At 72.7% G+C, this 14,416-nt stretch carries 16 protein-coding genes and 1 riboswitch; of the genes, 5 read left to right on the top strand and 11 right to left on the bottom strand.

The window, feature by feature from the left end; translation table 11 throughout:
- Positions 1-155: 155 nt before the first annotated feature.
- From ABZ386_RS31745 to ABZ386_RS31735, 3 genes are all read right to left on the bottom strand, one after another.
- Positions 156-839 (bottom strand): transglycosylase family protein, encoded by a 684-nt coding sequence (locus ABZ386_RS31745; RefSeq protein WP_351347673.1) that lies wholly within the window; start codon positions 837-839, stop codon positions 156-158.
- Positions 840-843: 4 nt separating this feature from the next.
- Positions 844-1,010, bottom strand: a riboswitch (cyclic di-AMP (ydaO/yuaA leader).
- 228 nt (positions 1,011-1,238) lie between these two features.
- Positions 1,239-2,216 (bottom strand): transglycosylase family protein, encoded by a 978-nt coding sequence (locus ABZ386_RS31740; protein WP_358967011.1) that lies wholly within the window; start codon positions 2,214-2,216, stop codon positions 1,239-1,241.
- Between the two features lie 181 nt (positions 2,217-2,397).
- The gene (locus ABZ386_RS31735) at positions 2,398-3,657 is read right to left on the bottom strand and encodes a cytochrome P450 (protein WP_358967009.1); all 1,260 of its coding nucleotides are present in this window, start codon (positions 3,655-3,657) and stop codon (positions 2,398-2,400) included.
- Between the two features lie 115 nt (positions 3,658-3,772).
- Here ABZ386_RS31735 and ABZ386_RS31730 point away from each other — a divergent pair, with 115 nt between their 5' ends.
- Positions 3,773-4,156 (top strand): hypothetical protein, encoded by a 384-nt coding sequence (locus ABZ386_RS31730; RefSeq protein ID WP_356505590.1) that lies wholly within the window; start codon positions 3,773-3,775, stop codon positions 4,154-4,156.
- 36 nt (positions 4,157-4,192) lie between these two features.
- Here the strand turns inward: ABZ386_RS31730 and ABZ386_RS31725 are convergent, their stop codons facing one another.
- From ABZ386_RS31725 to ABZ386_RS31695, 7 genes are all read right to left on the bottom strand, one after another.
- Positions 4,193-5,206: a nucleoside triphosphate pyrophosphohydrolase gene (locus ABZ386_RS31725; RefSeq protein WP_356505592.1), complete on the bottom strand. Its 1,014-nt coding sequence runs from the start codon at positions 5,204-5,206 to the stop codon at positions 4,193-4,195.
- A 67-nt stretch (positions 5,207-5,273) separates the two neighbouring features.
- On the bottom strand, positions 5,274-5,924 hold the full coding sequence (locus ABZ386_RS31720; RefSeq protein ID WP_351347663.1) for a SurA N-terminal domain-containing protein: 651 nt from the start codon (positions 5,922-5,924) through the stop codon (positions 5,274-5,276).
- 141 nt (positions 5,925-6,065) lie between these two features.
- Positions 6,066-7,607 carry a protein kinase gene (locus tag ABZ386_RS31715; protein WP_358967006.1) on the bottom strand — a complete coding sequence of 514 codons (1,542 nt, stop codon included), beginning with the start codon at positions 7,605-7,607 and terminating at the stop codon, positions 6,066-6,068.
- Positions 7,604-8,233 (bottom strand): hypothetical protein, encoded by a 630-nt coding sequence (locus ABZ386_RS31710; protein ID WP_358967004.1) that lies wholly within the window; start codon positions 8,231-8,233, stop codon positions 7,604-7,606. The genes ABZ386_RS31715 and ABZ386_RS31710 overlap by 4 nt, the downstream gene beginning before the upstream one ends.
- Before the next feature lie 180 nt (positions 8,234-8,413).
- The gene (locus tag ABZ386_RS31705; protein ID WP_356505596.1) at positions 8,414-9,157 is read right to left on the bottom strand and encodes an N-acetyltransferase; all 744 of its coding nucleotides are present in this window, start codon (positions 9,155-9,157) and stop codon (positions 8,414-8,416) included.
- A gap of 106 nt (positions 9,158-9,263) precedes the next feature.
- Positions 9,264-9,968: a DNA alkylation repair protein gene (locus tag ABZ386_RS31700; RefSeq protein ID WP_358967000.1), complete on the bottom strand. Its 705-nt coding sequence runs from the start codon at positions 9,966-9,968 to the stop codon at positions 9,264-9,266.
- Between the two features lie 50 nt (positions 9,969-10,018).
- A complete protein-coding gene (locus ABZ386_RS31695; RefSeq protein WP_358966998.1) occupies positions 10,019-10,795 on the bottom strand; it encodes an HNH endonuclease family protein in 777 nt (258 codons plus the stop codon).
- A gap of 178 nt (positions 10,796-10,973) precedes the next feature.
- Here ABZ386_RS31695 and ABZ386_RS31690 point away from each other — a divergent pair, with 178 nt between their 5' ends.
- On the top strand, positions 10,974-11,159 hold the full coding sequence (locus ABZ386_RS31690; RefSeq protein ID WP_356505602.1) for an antitoxin: 186 nt from the start codon (positions 10,974-10,976) through the stop codon (positions 11,157-11,159).
- A gap of 154 nt (positions 11,160-11,313) precedes the next feature.
- Here ABZ386_RS31690 and ABZ386_RS31685 read toward each other — a convergent pair whose 3' ends face one another.
- Entirely contained in the window at positions 11,314-12,246 is a 933-nt protein-coding gene (locus ABZ386_RS31685; protein ID WP_358966995.1) for a hypothetical protein, read from the bottom strand.
- A 134-nt stretch (positions 12,247-12,380) separates the two neighbouring features.
- Here ABZ386_RS31685 and ABZ386_RS31680 point away from each other — a divergent pair, with 134 nt between their 5' ends.
- The 3 genes from ABZ386_RS31680 (at position 12,381) to ABZ386_RS31670 (ending at position 14,390) form a co-directional block, all read left to right on the top strand.
- The gene (locus ABZ386_RS31680; protein ID WP_356617448.1) at positions 12,381-12,983 is read left to right on the top strand and encodes a TetR/AcrR family transcriptional regulator; all 603 of its coding nucleotides are present in this window, start codon (positions 12,381-12,383) and stop codon (positions 12,981-12,983) included.
- 217 nt (positions 12,984-13,200) lie between these two features.
- On the top strand, positions 13,201-13,983 hold the full coding sequence (locus ABZ386_RS31675) for an SDR family oxidoreductase (protein WP_351347693.1): 783 nt from the start codon (positions 13,201-13,203) through the stop codon (positions 13,981-13,983).
- A 35-nt stretch (positions 13,984-14,018) separates the two neighbouring features.
- Positions 14,019-14,390 carry a MerR family transcriptional regulator gene (locus ABZ386_RS31670; RefSeq protein ID WP_351347691.1) on the top strand — a complete coding sequence of 124 codons (372 nt, stop codon included), beginning with the start codon at positions 14,019-14,021 and terminating at the stop codon, positions 14,388-14,390.
- Positions 14,391-14,416 lie beyond the last annotated feature (26 nt).

Raw genomic sequence — 14,416 nt, 5'->3', positions numbered from 1 at the left:
GAGAGTAAATTGTTTCCGAACGGAACAAAGCGGGGTTGCAAAGACCGGCCGAAAGATCGGGCGGAGAGCCCGGGGCAGAAAAGACCCCGCCCCGGCGCGTACGGGGGAACACGCGCCGGGGCGGGGAGCCCGTGGGGACGGGGGCAGGCCGCTGCTTACTTCAGGTGCAGCTGCTGGCCCGGGTAGATGAGGTTGGCATCGGTGACGATGTCCTTGTTCAGCTCGAACAGCTTCTCCCAGCCGCCCTCGACCTTGTGCTCGGTCGCGATCGAGCTGAGGGTGTCACCCTTGACGACCTTGTACTCGCCGTCGCCCTTCTTGACCTTCTTGCCGGTCGGCGTGGTGACGGTCTTCTGGCTCTTCTGGGTCTGGGCCGGGCGCTCCTCGGAGCGGGAGGCCGCCTGCTGCTCGGTCTGGCGGGTCTCCGTGGAGCCGCTGCTCTGCGTGGAGCCGCCGCCGGTGTAGCCGGCGCTCGACAGGCCCTTGCCGCAGACCGGCCAGGCACCCTTGCCCTGGCTCGCGAGGACCTTCTCGGCGATCTCGATCTGCTGGGCCTTGGTGGCCTGGTCGGCGGTGGAGGCGTACTTGGTGCCGCCGTAGCCCGACCAGGTGGAGGCGGAGAACTGCAGACCGCCGTAGTAGCCATTGCCGGTGTTGATGGACCAGTTGCCGCCGGACTCGCACTGGGCCACGGCGTCCCACTCGGAGGCGGTGGCGGCGGAGGCGTTGCCGGCCGCCATCAGCGGAGCGGCGACGGCGGCGCCGGCGACACCGGCGACGGCGATGGCGCGAGTGGCCTTGGACGGACGACGGTGCTTGCCCTTGCCGGAAAACAGCATGGATGGATCCCCTCACCGACGCCTGCGAGGTGAGCTGTCGGGTTCGGGCCGGTTGAGTTGCCCGGCCGCGTCCCTCCCGGGACGCGGCTTCACCCCGAGCCCTTCCGGCACAACTGTCCGGTCGGGCGCCTACCTTGGGTCCCCCGCTCCTGCCTACGGCGCTTGACGCGACGACTGTTCCCGTGCGGCCGCTGGCAGGATTCGGCGTTGCGGCAGCCGGGGCTCGCGGTGGCGAGCGGTCATGACCGTAGGCACGTGATCGCCGGAATTTCAAAGACGATCAGGGCTTCTGAGATCTATCTCTCACCGCACTTATACGGGACATTCGCCGCGAAACATGACGCGAACTCGCGCGGTTTCGGGGCGACTTCCGCCGCCGTTTCCGCTCTGTCCCACCGGCTACTCCTCGTCCGCTTCGACCCCTACCGTGAGCCTCTGACCGGGGCGGATGAGGTTCGGGTCGGCGCCGACGGCGTCCTTGTTGCCGGCGTAGAGCGCGTGCCATCCGCCGCTGAGGTCAAGGGAGTCGGCGATGGACCAGAGGCTGTCGCCGGCGCGGACGGTGTAGGAGCCGTCCGCGGCGTCGCGGGAGGCGTCGCCGCCGCGCGAGGCGTGCCGCCCCGTGGACTCGTCCGTGCGGCCGTTCGCGGGCTCGGCGTTCTCGTCGGCGCTGGGGCCGCGGTGGCGGCCGGAGCCGGTGTCGGTCAGCGCCGAAGAGGTGCCGTCCTGCCGCGAGTTGCCGGACTCGCCACTGTCGGAACCGGCCGAGGGGGAGCTGTCGGGCTCCCGGCTCTTCGGCGCGGAGTCCCCGGAATCGGATGACTTGTCGGAGTTGGCTGGTTCGTCCTCCGGCGCCGACGGCGCGTCAGGGGACGCGGACGTCGAGGGGGACGCGGAAGGGGTCGACGAGGAATCCGGCTCGGTGGAGTCGAGCAACCCGGGCGAGTCGGTCGGACCGGACGAGTCAGATGACTCGGACGAGTCCGATGTGCCCGATGTGGAGTCCTGCTGGAGGCCGGAGAGCAGCCCGCAGGTGCGCCACGCGCCGACCCCCTGGTCGGCGAGGATTCTCTCGGCCACGGATATCTGCTGGGAGCGGCTGGCCAGGTCGGCGCTCGCGGCGTAGTCGAGGCCGCCGTAGTTCTCCCAGTCCTCCTGGGACAGCGCGAGGCCGCCGTAGTAGCCGTTGCCGCTGTTCTGGCTCCAGGCGCCGCCGGTCTCGCAGTCCGCGACCCGGTCCCAGGTCGTACCGTCGGCCGCGCTGGCGCCGGAGGCCCCGAGGAGGGGGATCGCGATGGCGGAGCCGGTCACTCCGGCCGCGACGAGGAGAGCCGGAGCCTGGCGGGGGCGACGGTGCCGACCGTTCCCGGAGAGCATACGGAGACCTTTCGCGAGACAGCAGTGACCGGCGCGGCGCAGGAGCCCGGGCCGCGCTGATGGGTGAACGTATCGGCAGACGATCACTTGTCACAAGTTCATGCCGCGCAGATCACGTGAAGATCACAGGTCTGACGGCGTGTCATGTTTAGCCGGTCGCTCCGCTGGTGAGGGCGGGCTCTCACGCCGGGGTGAACTCCACCGGCAGGGTGCGCAGCCCGCGCATGATGAGGCCGCCGCGCCACCTCAGGTCGGCCGGATCCGCCGCGAGCCGGAGGTCCGGGAGGCGGGTGAGGAGGGCGGCGAGGGCGGTCTGGCCCTCCAGACGGGCGAGCGGGGCTCCGAGGCAGTAGTGGATGCCGTGGCCGTAGCCGAGGTGCTGGTTGTCGCGGCGGGAGAGGTCGAGCAGGTCCGGGTCGGCGAACCGCTCCGGGTCCCGGTCCGCGGCGGCCAGGACGACGAGGACCGGATCGCCCGCGTCGATGTGCTGCCCGCCGATGGTGAGCGGCTGCGTGGCGAACCGCCAGGTGGCGAGTTCGACAGGGCCGTCGTAGCGCAGGAGTTCCTCGACGCCGGTCTCCAGCAGGTCCCGCTCCCCGGCCGCGAGGGAGGCCTGGAGGCGGGCGCGCTGCTCGGGGTGGGTGAGCAGGGCGTAGGTGCCGTTGCCGATGAGGTTGACGGTGGTCTCGAACCCGGCGAACAGCAGGATGAACGCCATGGCGGCCGCCTCGTTCTCGGTGAGGTGCTCACCGTGGTCCGAGGCGCGGATGAGACCGGAGATGAGGTCCTCGCCGGGGACGGGTTCGGCGGGCAGGACCTCCCGCTTGCGGTGGATGAGGTCGGCGAGGTAGCCGCGCATCTTCTTCACGGACCGCGCGACGCCGCCCCGGGGCCCGCCCTGGTGGCGGATCATCATGCCCGCCCAGTCCCGGAAGTCGTCCTGGTCCTCGCGGGGCACGCCGAGCAGGTCGCAGATGGCGTAGATGGGGAGCGGGAAGGCGAACTCGTGGATCAGGTCGGCGGACCCGTGCGCCGCGAACCCGTCGATGAGACCGTCGGTCAGCTCCTGCACGCGCGGCGCGAACTCGGCGACCCGGCGGGGCGTGAACGCCTTGGACACGAGCCGCCGCAGCCGGGTGTGGTCCGGCGGGTCGATGTTGAGCAGGTGCGTCATCAACTCGGCCTTGCGCTCACCGGGGATCCCGGTCTTGCCCTTGGCGTGCGCGGGTTCGTCGTGATGCGCCGGGTTCTTGGAGAGCCGGTTGTCGGCGAGGGTCTGCTTGGCGTCGGCGTACCGCGTGACCAGCCACGCCTCCACACCGCTGGGAAGCCGCGTCCGGTGGACGGGGGCGTGCTCGCGGAGCCAGGCGTAGGCGGGGTAGGGGTCGGTCGCGAACTCCCACGAGAACAGTTCGGGCACCCCGGGCACGTCATGTCGCATGCGACGACCCTACGCAGGGCCGGCGGCGCCCAGGACCCACCGGCCACCGCTGTCAGCGGGCGCCCCTACGCTCGCCGCGTCGAGACAGAAGAGGGCTGGATGGAGGAGGGCCGGGATGCTGGAAGGCGTGCTGATCGCGGAGAGCCTGCGGCTGGGGGCCGAGTTGGCCGGTGTCCCGCTGCGCGTCACGAGGATCACGAGGGTGGAGGTGGAGGACGCGGCGGCCGGGCAGCCCCGGCAGTGGACCCTGCTGGACTTCGCCGCGGAGGAGGCCGACGCCGGGACGCTGGCCGAGCGGCTCGCCGCCTGTCTGTCCCCGACCGGCGGCTGGTACGTCAACTACAACACCGCCGCGGAGGCGTTCGTGGTCTTCGCCGGCCGGGTCTTCCGCTATCCGCGTGGGCAGGATCCCCGCGGGCGGGCGGAAGGGCGTCGGCAGGCGCGGGCCCACGCGCGCTCGCTGGGGATCCCGGAAGGGCAGCTGGACTGGCAGGACTGAGTCAGGACCGGCCTGCCGGGCTTTTTGTCAGGGTCGTCAGTCCCGGCCTTCGGTCTCCCTGATCGCGTCCCGGTAGGCGCGGGCCGCCGCTCTCAGGGCTGCCTCCGGGTCCACGCCCTCCGCCTCGGCGCGGACCGCCAGGGCGAGGAGGTCGTAGCCGATGCCTTCGACGGGCGGGAGCGGTATCTCCAGGCCGGCGGTGCGGGCGCGGGAGGCGAGCTTGGCGGCGAGGGCCAGGCCGGGCTGGCCGAGCGGGATGCCCTCGGTGATCGAGGAGCGCTGCTTCTCGACCGCCTTGGTGCGCAGCCAGTGCTCCTTGACCTCCTCGGGGGTGGTGGCCGTCGCGTCGCCGAACACGTGCGGGTGGCGGTGGATCAGTTTGGCGACGATGCCGCCGGCCACGTCGTCGATGGAGAAGGGCGCGTCCAGGTCCTCCTCGGCGATGCGGGCGTGGAAGACGACCTGGAGCAGGACGTCACCGAGCTCCTCGCGCAACTCGTCGCGGTCGCCCTCCTCGATCGCCTCGACGAGTTCGTACGCCTCCTCGATGCCGTACTTGGCGAGGCCCTTGTGGGTCTGCCGGGACGACCAGGGGCATTCGGCGCGGATGCGGTCCATGACCTGGACGAGGTCGAGGAGACGGGCGCCGGGCAGGTCGTATGAGGCGGGCAGCAGCTCCAGCTCGGGCATGGAGACGCGGCCGGTGCCGGCGAGGCGGGCCAGGCCGTCCGTCAGGGCCGGCTCGCCCTCGCCCGTCGCCACGACCACCACCGTGCGCCCGCCGGCGCAGGCGTCGACCAGCTCCTGTGCGGTCGGGGAGGCCTCGTCGACCGTGATCCCGGCCTCGCGCAGGTACGGCAGCTGCGGGTGCGCGCCGTCCGCGCACAGCACCTGGTCGGCCGCGTGCAGGGCCTGCCAGGCGGGCCAGGACAGCAGGCCGGGGGCGACGCGGTGGCTGGTGGTGAGCAGGACGACGCGGCCGGGGGCGGCGGCCGCGCCGGGGGCGGTCTGCTCGGGGCCCGGGGTGGCTTCGGAGCTGTTGGCGTTCACGGTTCGAAGCTATCCCACGCCGCCGACAGTGCCGGAAGTTATCCACAGCCCCGGCGGGCGGGCTGTCCTACATGGGCTGCTGCTGCGTCTGTGCCGCCGTCACGTCCCGCACCCACGGAGTCTTGGCGTCGGCGCGGCTGCTCTTCTGGACGTCCCAGGTGCCGTAGCGCGGGTTGAGGTCGACCTTGAGGTCCTTGGATGCCTTGGACAGGGCCTTCCAGAACTCGGGGCGGTTGGTGTCGGTGCCGAGTTTCTCGGCGAGCTTCTGGGCCTCCAGCTGGAGGCGGAGGTTGTCGTCGAGGCGCTGCGGCGGGATGCCGTACTGCTGCAGCCAGGTCGTCTCCAGCGCCTTGGCTCCGCCGGCCTGCTCCTCCAGGGCGGACCGCATGCCCTGGATCTCCCGGCGGGTGACGGTCACCCCGGCGTCCTCGGCGGCGCGGTGCAGTACCCGGTCGAGGACCATGGTGTGCAGGGTGTCGCGGGTGAGGGTGCCGGTCCTGGCGATGGCCTGCTGGTACTGGGCGTCGTTCCGCACGGCCGCCCGCTGGGCCGCGCGGACCTCGCCGACCCGGTCCTCCAGCTGGGAGACGGTGATCCGCTGCCCGCCGACCACGGCCGCCGCGCCGGGATGCGCGTCGTTCCCGCAGGCGGTGAGCAGGGGCGCCGCTGCGGCGATCGCGGCGGTGAGGACGAGCGCGGTGCGACGGCGGCGGTGCAAGGGGACCTCCCGAGGAGATTGTGCGACGGTGCACAAAGTCTTGCGGTGATCGATGGTAGGCAGTGGCCAGGCTCTGGCCAACCCATTCGACCAACGATTCACCGGGACTTCCGGCACCGCCGCGCCGCCCCGGGGCTGCCGTCAGCCGCGGACCTGCCCCAGCCACTGCAGCGTCCTGCGGATCTCCGCGCCGAGCGGGTGGCCGGGCCCGTGGGTGCGCTCCACGTCGTGCAGCAGCCGGGCCAGGGTGTCGTGGGCGGCGCCGCGGTCGCCGAGGGCGAGCAGGAGGTGGCCGATGCGGCGGCGGACGTCGTGCGCGAGTTCGGGGCCGCCGGCGGCGACGTACTGGTTCTCGTAGTACGGCAGCACGGCCCGGTACTCGGCGAGCGCCGCGGCCGGCTCGCCCAGCTGTTCGAGGCATTGGGCGGCCTCGTAGCGGAAGCGCAGGGACTGCGGGTCGGCCTGGCCGGCCTCGGCGGCGCGTTCGTCGGCGAGGCGGCGCAGCTCGGGCAGGGCGCGCCGGAACTGGCCGTCGTCCAGGAGGGTGGCCGCGTACTGCTTGCGCAGGGTGCGCACGACCGGGGAGTGCTCGCCGTGCTGTTCGGCGGCGGCGGGCAGGATCGCGCCGAGGATGTCGACGGCCTGGGTGATGCGGCCCTCGCCGAGGAGCCGCTTGACCTCGTCGACGGCGCGGGCGATGTCCGTCTTCCCGGTGGTCCCGGCGACGGGCGCGGCGGGCGGCGCGGGCTGGGGCGCCGGGGTGCGGGCCCGGTCCGGCCAGGGGGCGTGCGGGCGCAGGAACGGGCGGGTGGGGTCGAGGGCTGCCCCGGTGGGCGTCCCGCGCGCGGGCAGGAGCTGCTCCAGGTTCTCGTAGACCTCCTGCGCGGAGGCGGGCCGGTGCTGCGGGTCCTTGGCGAGCAGCCGCAGGACGAGGGTCTCCAGGGCTTCGGGGACCTCGGGGCGGATGCGGCGCACGGGCAGCGGGGGCTCGTACAGGTGCCGGTGCAGGACGCCGAGGGCCGTGGAACCGGAGAAGGGGACGTCGCCGCTGAGCAGTTCGTGCAGGACGACACCGAGTGCGTACAGGTCCGTGTACGGGCCGACCGCGCCGCCCATCGCCTGCTCGGGGGCCATGTAGGCGGGCGAGCCGATGGGCGTGCCGGTGTGGGTGAGGCGGGTGGTGTCGGCGTCCATGACGGAGGCGACGCCGAGGTCGAGGACGGTGACCGTGCCGTCCTGCTTCACCATCACGTTGCGCGGCTTGAGGTCGCGGTGGACGATCGGCACGGCGTGCACGGCGCTCAGCACGGCGCACAGTTGCGCGGCGACGGCGACCGCCCACGGCCAGGGGTACGGGTCGTGCTCGGCCAGATGGCCGGCGAGGTCGGCGCCGTCGATGTACTGCATGACGAGGAACAGCTCCTCGCCCTCGCTGCCCGCGTCGTGCACCGTGACCAGGCCCGGGTGGTCGACCTGCGCGGTGACCCGGCACTCGCGCACGAAGCGGCGGCGCAGCTCCTCCGCGTCCTGACCGGCCACCTTGTCCGGGCGTAGCAGTTTCACCGCCACGCGCCGGTCGAGCCGCTGGTCGTACGCCGTCCAGACCTGTCCCATGCCGCCCTGCCCGACGAGCGCGGACAGTTCGTAGCGGCCGGCGACGACACGTCCTGCCGCCATGGTCACCTGCCGTCCTCGGGGTGGCCGTCCCGCCGGCCCTCGCCTTCGTGCCGGCGCAGGTAGTCGCTGAGCTCGTCGAGTTCGGCGCGTACCTGGTCGATGCGGGCGGGCGCGGGACGCTGGGGGGCCGGCGGCGGCTGGACCGGGCCGGGGCCCTGGGGCGTGGCGTCGCGGGGGGTGGGTGTGTGCGGTCCGGGGGGCTGCGGGGCGGGCGTGGCCGTGGGGGCGTAGGGCGGCGTCGGGTGCGGGTAGCCGTACGCGGAGTGGACGGTCGGCGCGTGCGGCGGCGCGTGACCGGCGAACTGCCGCTGCTCGCTGTGGTGGGCGATGTCCACGACGAGGAAGTAGATGCCGGCGCCCGCGCCGATCAGGAGGATCACGGCCAGCGCGATGTCGGTCCGCACGTCGCTCTCCGGCAGCACCCCGACCACCGCGAAGCACACGATGGACAGGGGCAGGGTCGCCCAGGCCAGCACCCAGTCGAGGACCCGTCCGCGCAGGACGGCCACCCGGAACAGCGGTACGCAGGCCAGCAGGCCGCACGTGAGGAAGCCGGCGGCGGCGAACAGCACGCGCAGGGAGATGACCGTTGCCGCGCTGCGGGGAGGCGGCGCCGCGCCGTGGCCGTACATGACTGCTCCTGGACCGGTGTAGCCGATAGGACGGATGTGCGAGTGACGTAGCCCGATGGGGAATCCGAGCGTATAGCCCGACACGGACAACCGGTTACGGGTTGTACCGAACCGTTGTCGTCCTGATCACTTCGTCCCCACGGCCCGTCCGCGCGGCCCCGGCCGTCCGCCCGCCGCGCCTCACAAGGGGTGGCGCATCCACACGTTGGGTTCGACGTACACGGCGTACCCGCGGGCCGGCTCGCAGCGCACCGGCACCAGGGCGCCGGGCACGACGATGTCGCCCTCGGTGTCGAAGGGCAGCCCGGTCCAGCGGCGCCAGTCCGCCAGCGGGGCGGCCACCGTCATGGACGCCGGGGCCACGGAGTCGATGGTGGCTCCGGCCCGGGCGTGCACCCGCAGCCACGGGTCCTGGGGCAGGCCGTCGGGGCGGACGCGCCGGGCGTACTCCTCGATGGGCGTGTGCGGTTCGAGGTGCTTGGCGTTGGGGCGGACGGGGGCGACGACCTCCTTGAAGCCGAGGGCGCGGGCGTTGTCGCGCATGGCCGAGAGCATCACCGCGGACAGTCCGCGGCCCTGCGCGTGCGGGGCGATGGAGACCGAGATCGCGCTGACGGTGTCGGGGCGGACGCCGCGGCGCAGGTCCGAGAAGGCCCATACGAGAACGGTGTCCCAGCCGTTGCCCGGCAGGGTGCCGCGGCCCTCGGCGCCGAGAGCGAAGGGCACGCTGTACGCGCTCGCGACGACCTCGCCCCGCTCGTCCTCGGCGAACAGGACGTACTGCGGGAGTTCGGCGGCGATCCGCGGGTAGTGGGCGGCGCCCACGAGGTCCTGGATGACGAACTCCGGCCAGGTGTCCGCCATCCCGACGACCCGCTCCAGCATGTCCGGGCGGTCGGCGAGGCTCGATATCTTCGTCTGCATGCGGTCACGGTAGGTGTGGGAGCGGAGCACCGGGAATCGAATTACCGGGCGGGAAAACCGGTCCCACCCCCTCGTGGCCGGAAGGGCGGCTCGGTGCGCGTCCCCTCTACCGCGTTCTCACGAACCGCGCCCGCTCGGCCGCCGGGAGCAGTTCCGTCGCGTAGCGGACGGTGATGCGCGGCAGGTCGGCGAGGTGCTGCCCGAGGAACGCCACCAGCAGGGGCCCGTCCCGGCGGCCGATCTCGCGCAGCATCCAGCCGAGCGCCTTGTGGATCAGCGGTTCCGGGTCGCGGCACAGGGCGCGCACCAGATGGAGGGTCGTCTCGAAACGCCCTTCGCGGATCAGCGCCAGCGTGGCGACGACGGCGATCCTGCGGTCCCAGAGCCGGGACGAGGCGGCCAGTTCGTCCAGCACGTCCAGGGCGTCCTCGGGCCCCTCCACGAGCCACGGCCCGAGCACGACGTGGGCGGAGGCGTCCACCAGGTCCCAGTTGTCCACACACCCGGTCCGCGCCAAGTAGAAGTCGACCAGAACCTGACGCTGCGCACGTCGGGCCGTTCGCATCCGCTCGGCCAGCACCAGCACTCCGGCCAACCGCTCCTCGTGAACACGGCTGTGCAGCAGCGCGTCCACGTCCTCCCACGCCAGCTCCCGGTGCGTCTGGGCCAGTTTGCGCACCACGGGCACCCGCACACCGAGCAGTTCGTCGCCTTCCGGCGGCCGCAGCACCCGGATCTGCTGGATCCTGACGTCCGGCTCCGCCCTGTCCCGCAGCGCGCTCCGCAGGGCCTCCAGCTCATGGGTCGTCATGTCGGCGGACGGTAGCGCAGGACGGGTGGGTCTCTCCGGGTTCTCCTCTCTCAGCCGCCGCACTGCCGCAGCATCATCCGCTTGTCGGCGTCGGTCACGGGCAGGTCGTACTTCAGTGACACCTGGGCGAAGCGCACCGAGTAGGAGCAGCGGATGCTCTTGTTCGGCGGCAGCCAGGACGCCGGACCGGAGTCTCCCTTCGAGCTGTTGGTCGGTCCGTCCACCGGGACGAGGTTGAGCGGGTCGTTGGCGATGGCCTCCCGCTTGTCCTTCGTCCAGCGCGACGCGCCCATCTGCCAGTCGTACGACAGCGGCATGACGTGGTCTATCTGGACCTTCGTCGCACGGGACTTGGTCCACTCGATGACCTTCCCCGTGTACGGGTCGTGCAGTGTGAGGGAGCGAACGACGCAGTCCGAACCCGACCGGAAGCGAAGGTTCTCGCCGTCCCTCCGCAGCAGGTCGTTCCGTGTGTCGCAGCCGTTGTGGGAGTAGGGGACGTCGCGGGGCGCCGAATCCATCCAGGCGTAACCGAACTTGTCCCGTTCGTAGCCGGTGCGGGGGCCGCGTCCCTTGGTCGCCACCTTCTCGATCAGAGCCCGGGCACTCGCCCGGTCCGCGGTGGCCGTGATCGCCGCCAGCCCCGGCTTCGTGCCGTCCGGGTTGTCCAGCGGGCTCACCGCCCGGCCGTTGCCGCCGGCCGGGGCGCCGGAGCCGGAGGGTCCGCCGCCGTCCGCAGGCGGGGTCAGTCCTTCGCAGCCGGCCAGCGTCGCACCGGCGAACACCATCGCGGCAACCGCTGCCGCCCCGCCCCTCAGACGCCTCACCGTACGCCCCTCCCCTGCTTGCCTGTTCCACTGCTTGCCCGTTCCGCCCGGGCTCGGGCGGCTGCGCCTGGTCCCACGGTAGCGAGGGAGAGGTACAGACCACACCGGGCCCCAAATGGGCATACCTCGCATGTCACGCGTATCGTCGGTTCTGAGTCACCCCCGGAAGGAGTTCTGCATGGGCATCTTCGACAAGTTCAAGAGCCAGGCGCGGAACAGGGGCAAGCAAGGCTCCGACACCGCGGAACAGAAGATCAACGAGAAGACCGGCCGCAAGTACGAGGACCAGGTCGACACCGGGCAGCAGCGCGTCGAAGGCTCGCTCGGCATGGACCGCGACCGCGAGCGGCCCGACCAGCAGTAGGGCCTCCACCAGCGCGGGGCCGCCCGCGGGGACGCACCTTGGGCGTCAGCTCCTGTGTCAGCTCCAACGCCCGTCCTGCGGGCGGCTTCCCGTGTCCGGGCAGGACCGCCCGACGCCCTCACCCGGCCTCCCGGTCAACCGCTGCGGACTTGCCTCAGACCTTGCCTATGCCCAGCGTCGTCTCCGAGGGCAGCAGGCCCGACCCCAGGACCGCGACCCAGTAGTCGCCCAGCAGGCCGGTGAGCCGGTCGACGCCGTCCGGGCCGAGGGACTGCCATGGGCCGGCGGCCAGTTGGTCGGTGTGGTGCTCCACGCGGTGACGCAGGGCGCGGCCCGCCTCCGTGGCCGTACCGTCCACCTCGACCAAGCCCCTGGCGGTGAGGCGGTCGCGGGCGGCCGCCCATTCGCCGGGGCTCCAGCCTCGGCTTTCGAAGCGTTCCACCGACGCGGCACCTATCGCGGCGAAGGAGACGAGCGACTCCACGGGGTCCAGGCCCGCCAGGAGCAGGGCCGCGAGATGGCCGTCGCCGCGGTGCTCGCGCAGGATCGTCGCGGCGTGCCACAACTGCAGGTGCGGAGCCTGCGGCCAGGGCAGCGCGGCATTGGCGGCGGCGAGCGGGCGGGCGGCCGGGTCCGCCGCCTCGGCGGCGCGCCGGGCGAGCGCGGCGGCCTCCGCCAGCTCAGGGCTGTCCACCTGATCTCCGAAGAGGGCGCGGTAGGCCCGGTCGACCGCCCGCGTCCTCGCCTCCAGCACGGCGCCCGGACTCGCGATCCGCCACGCCGGCTCGACATGCTCCGCGACCATGCGCGGGCTGAAGCTGTAGAAGGCCGATGCCACCCGCTGCGAGCCGGCCTCCCCCAAGGGGGCGGCGCGGTACGGGAAGTAGCTCGGCCAGCGCTCCCGCGTATCGAAACCCAGGGCGGCCGCCTCCTCGAAAGCCTCCGGCGCGTAGTACAGCACCGCGTGCAAGGGCTCCAGCAGATGCCACAGCTGCCGCACGCGGGCCGGCTCCACGCTGCCGCCCTGCGGCACCGCGCCCTCGCCGTTCTCGCTGACCTGCGCGGTCTCGTCGACCTGTTCCGGCATGGCGTGCCTCCACTCTCGTCCGCCCCCTCGGCACGAGACCGGACGGCACCCGATCCCGCACAACTTGACAATGACAAGATTGCCTCGACCGCCCCCAACTTGTCAATGGCTAGATTCTGCGTACGCTCCTGACCATGAGCTCCAGCAAGGCATCAGCGGACGGCAAGGGCACCACGAACCGTCCGTACCACCACGGCGACCTGCGCCGCGCCATCCTCACGGCCGCCCTCGACGCGATCGCGGTGGACGGTCCGTCCGGGCTGAGCCTGCGCGACCTGGCCCGTCGCGCGGGCGTCTCGCACGCCGCGCCGGCCCACCACTTCAAGGACCGCGCCGGGCTGCTCACCGCGATCGCCGCCGAGGGTTTCGGGCTGCTCGCGACCGCGCTGCGGGAGGCGGCGGACCTGAAGGAGGCGGGCGTGCGCTACGTACGCTTCGCGCGCGAGCACCCGGCGCACTTCCAGGTGATGTTCGCCCCCGAGCTGCTGCGCGCCGGCGACCTGGAGCTGACCACGGCCCGGGCCCTCGCCTCGGACGCCCTGCGCGAAGCCGTCACCGCGGTGCCGCCGGAGGGCCGGGGCGCCGACGCCCGCCTGGCCGGTGTCGCCGCCTGGTCCCTGGCCCACGGCTTCGCCACGCTGCTGCTCAGCCACAACCTGGACGGCCCGGTGGGCGACCGTGATCCCGAGGAGGTGTTCCGCGAGCTGACGGAGATGCTGTTCCGGCACGCCGAGTAGCGACGGCCGCGCGCACGGGGCTGCCGCCGTGGCACCGGCGAACGCCAGCGGGGACACCGTCGTCACGCGCTTGACCTTGACGCTGGCGTCAGGGTCCGACGATCCCCGCATGGACTCTCCGAACGCGAACCCGAACCGGACCTCGACCTCGCCCCCGAGCCCGACCTCGACCCCGACCCCGCCCTCGAACTCAAAGTCGACCCCGACCTCGACCTCGATGAATCGGCGCGGGACTTCGCCGACGACACCCCGAACCGAGACACCCCGAACCGTGCTGGTCACCGGCGCCGGTACGGGCATAGGCCGTGCCACCGCCCGCGCCTTCGCCGACGAGGGCGCGCACGTCGTGGCCGTGGGCCGCCGCGCGACGCCCCTCGCCGAGACCGCCGCCCATGACCCGTCCCGTATCAGCCCGCTGGTCGCCGACATCACGGCCGACGACGGCCCCGAGACCATCGTCCGCACGGTGCTCGACCGGCACGGCCGCATCGACGTGCTGGTGAACAACGCCGGAATCGTCACCACCCAGTCCTTGCGCACGTACACGCGTGCCGCCGTCGAGCCCCAGCTCGCGACGAACCTCCTCGCACCGGTGCTGCTCGTCCAGGCCGCGCTCCCGGCGCTGGAGGAGAGCCGCGGTGTGATCGTGAACGTGACGACCTCGGTGGGGCAGCGGGGCTGGCCCGGCAACTCCCTGTACGCGGCGGGAAAGGCGGCCCTGGAGGTCCTCACGCGCAGTTGGGCGGTGGAGCTCGCGCCCCTGGGGATCCGGGTCGCCGCCGTGGCGCCCGGTGCGATCGACACTCCGATCGCCGACCACTCGGGCCTCACCCCCGAGCAGCGTGCGGCGATCCGCGCGTGGCAGCTCGACCACACGCCGCTCGGCCGGATCGGCCGCCCCGGGGAGGTGGCGTGGGCGATCACTCAACTGGCCTCGCCGGAGGCGTCGTTCGTCACCGGTGTGGTGCTTCCGGTGGACGGCGGCGCGGTCGTCGGCTGAGACTGGCGCCCATGGCAGCACCTCGTATGCGGAGTATGCGGATCGGCGAACTCGCCGCGGCGACCGGCACCACGGCGCGCGCCCTGCGCCACTACGAGCAGGCGGGGCTCATCACCTCCGAACGGGCCGCGAACGGCTACCGCCTGTACGACGCCGGTACGGCGGTCCGCGTCCGCAACATCCGCAGCCTGCTGGAGGTCGGGCTGACCCTCGACGACGTGCGGGTGTTCCTGCCGTGCCTGGACGGCGACGTCACGGCCGGGCCCGCCTCGGACCGGGCCCTCCGGGTCGCGGCCGACCGGCTCGCGGTGCTGGACGCGCGGATCGCGGCGCAGGTCGCGGTCCGCGACCGACTGGCGGGGGCCCTGCGCCGGGCCACCGGTACACGGGTGAGACCGGTGGCCTGACGAACCTTCAGCGGACCCCGACGTCA

The organism is Streptomyces sp. NPDC006140 (genome assembly GCF_040628815.1).
Lineage (GTDB): Bacteria > Actinomycetota > Actinomycetes > Streptomycetales > Streptomycetaceae > Streptomyces.
Note: the sequence above shows the minus strand (reverse complement) of the source record. Positions and strands in the feature narration are given on the sequence as shown.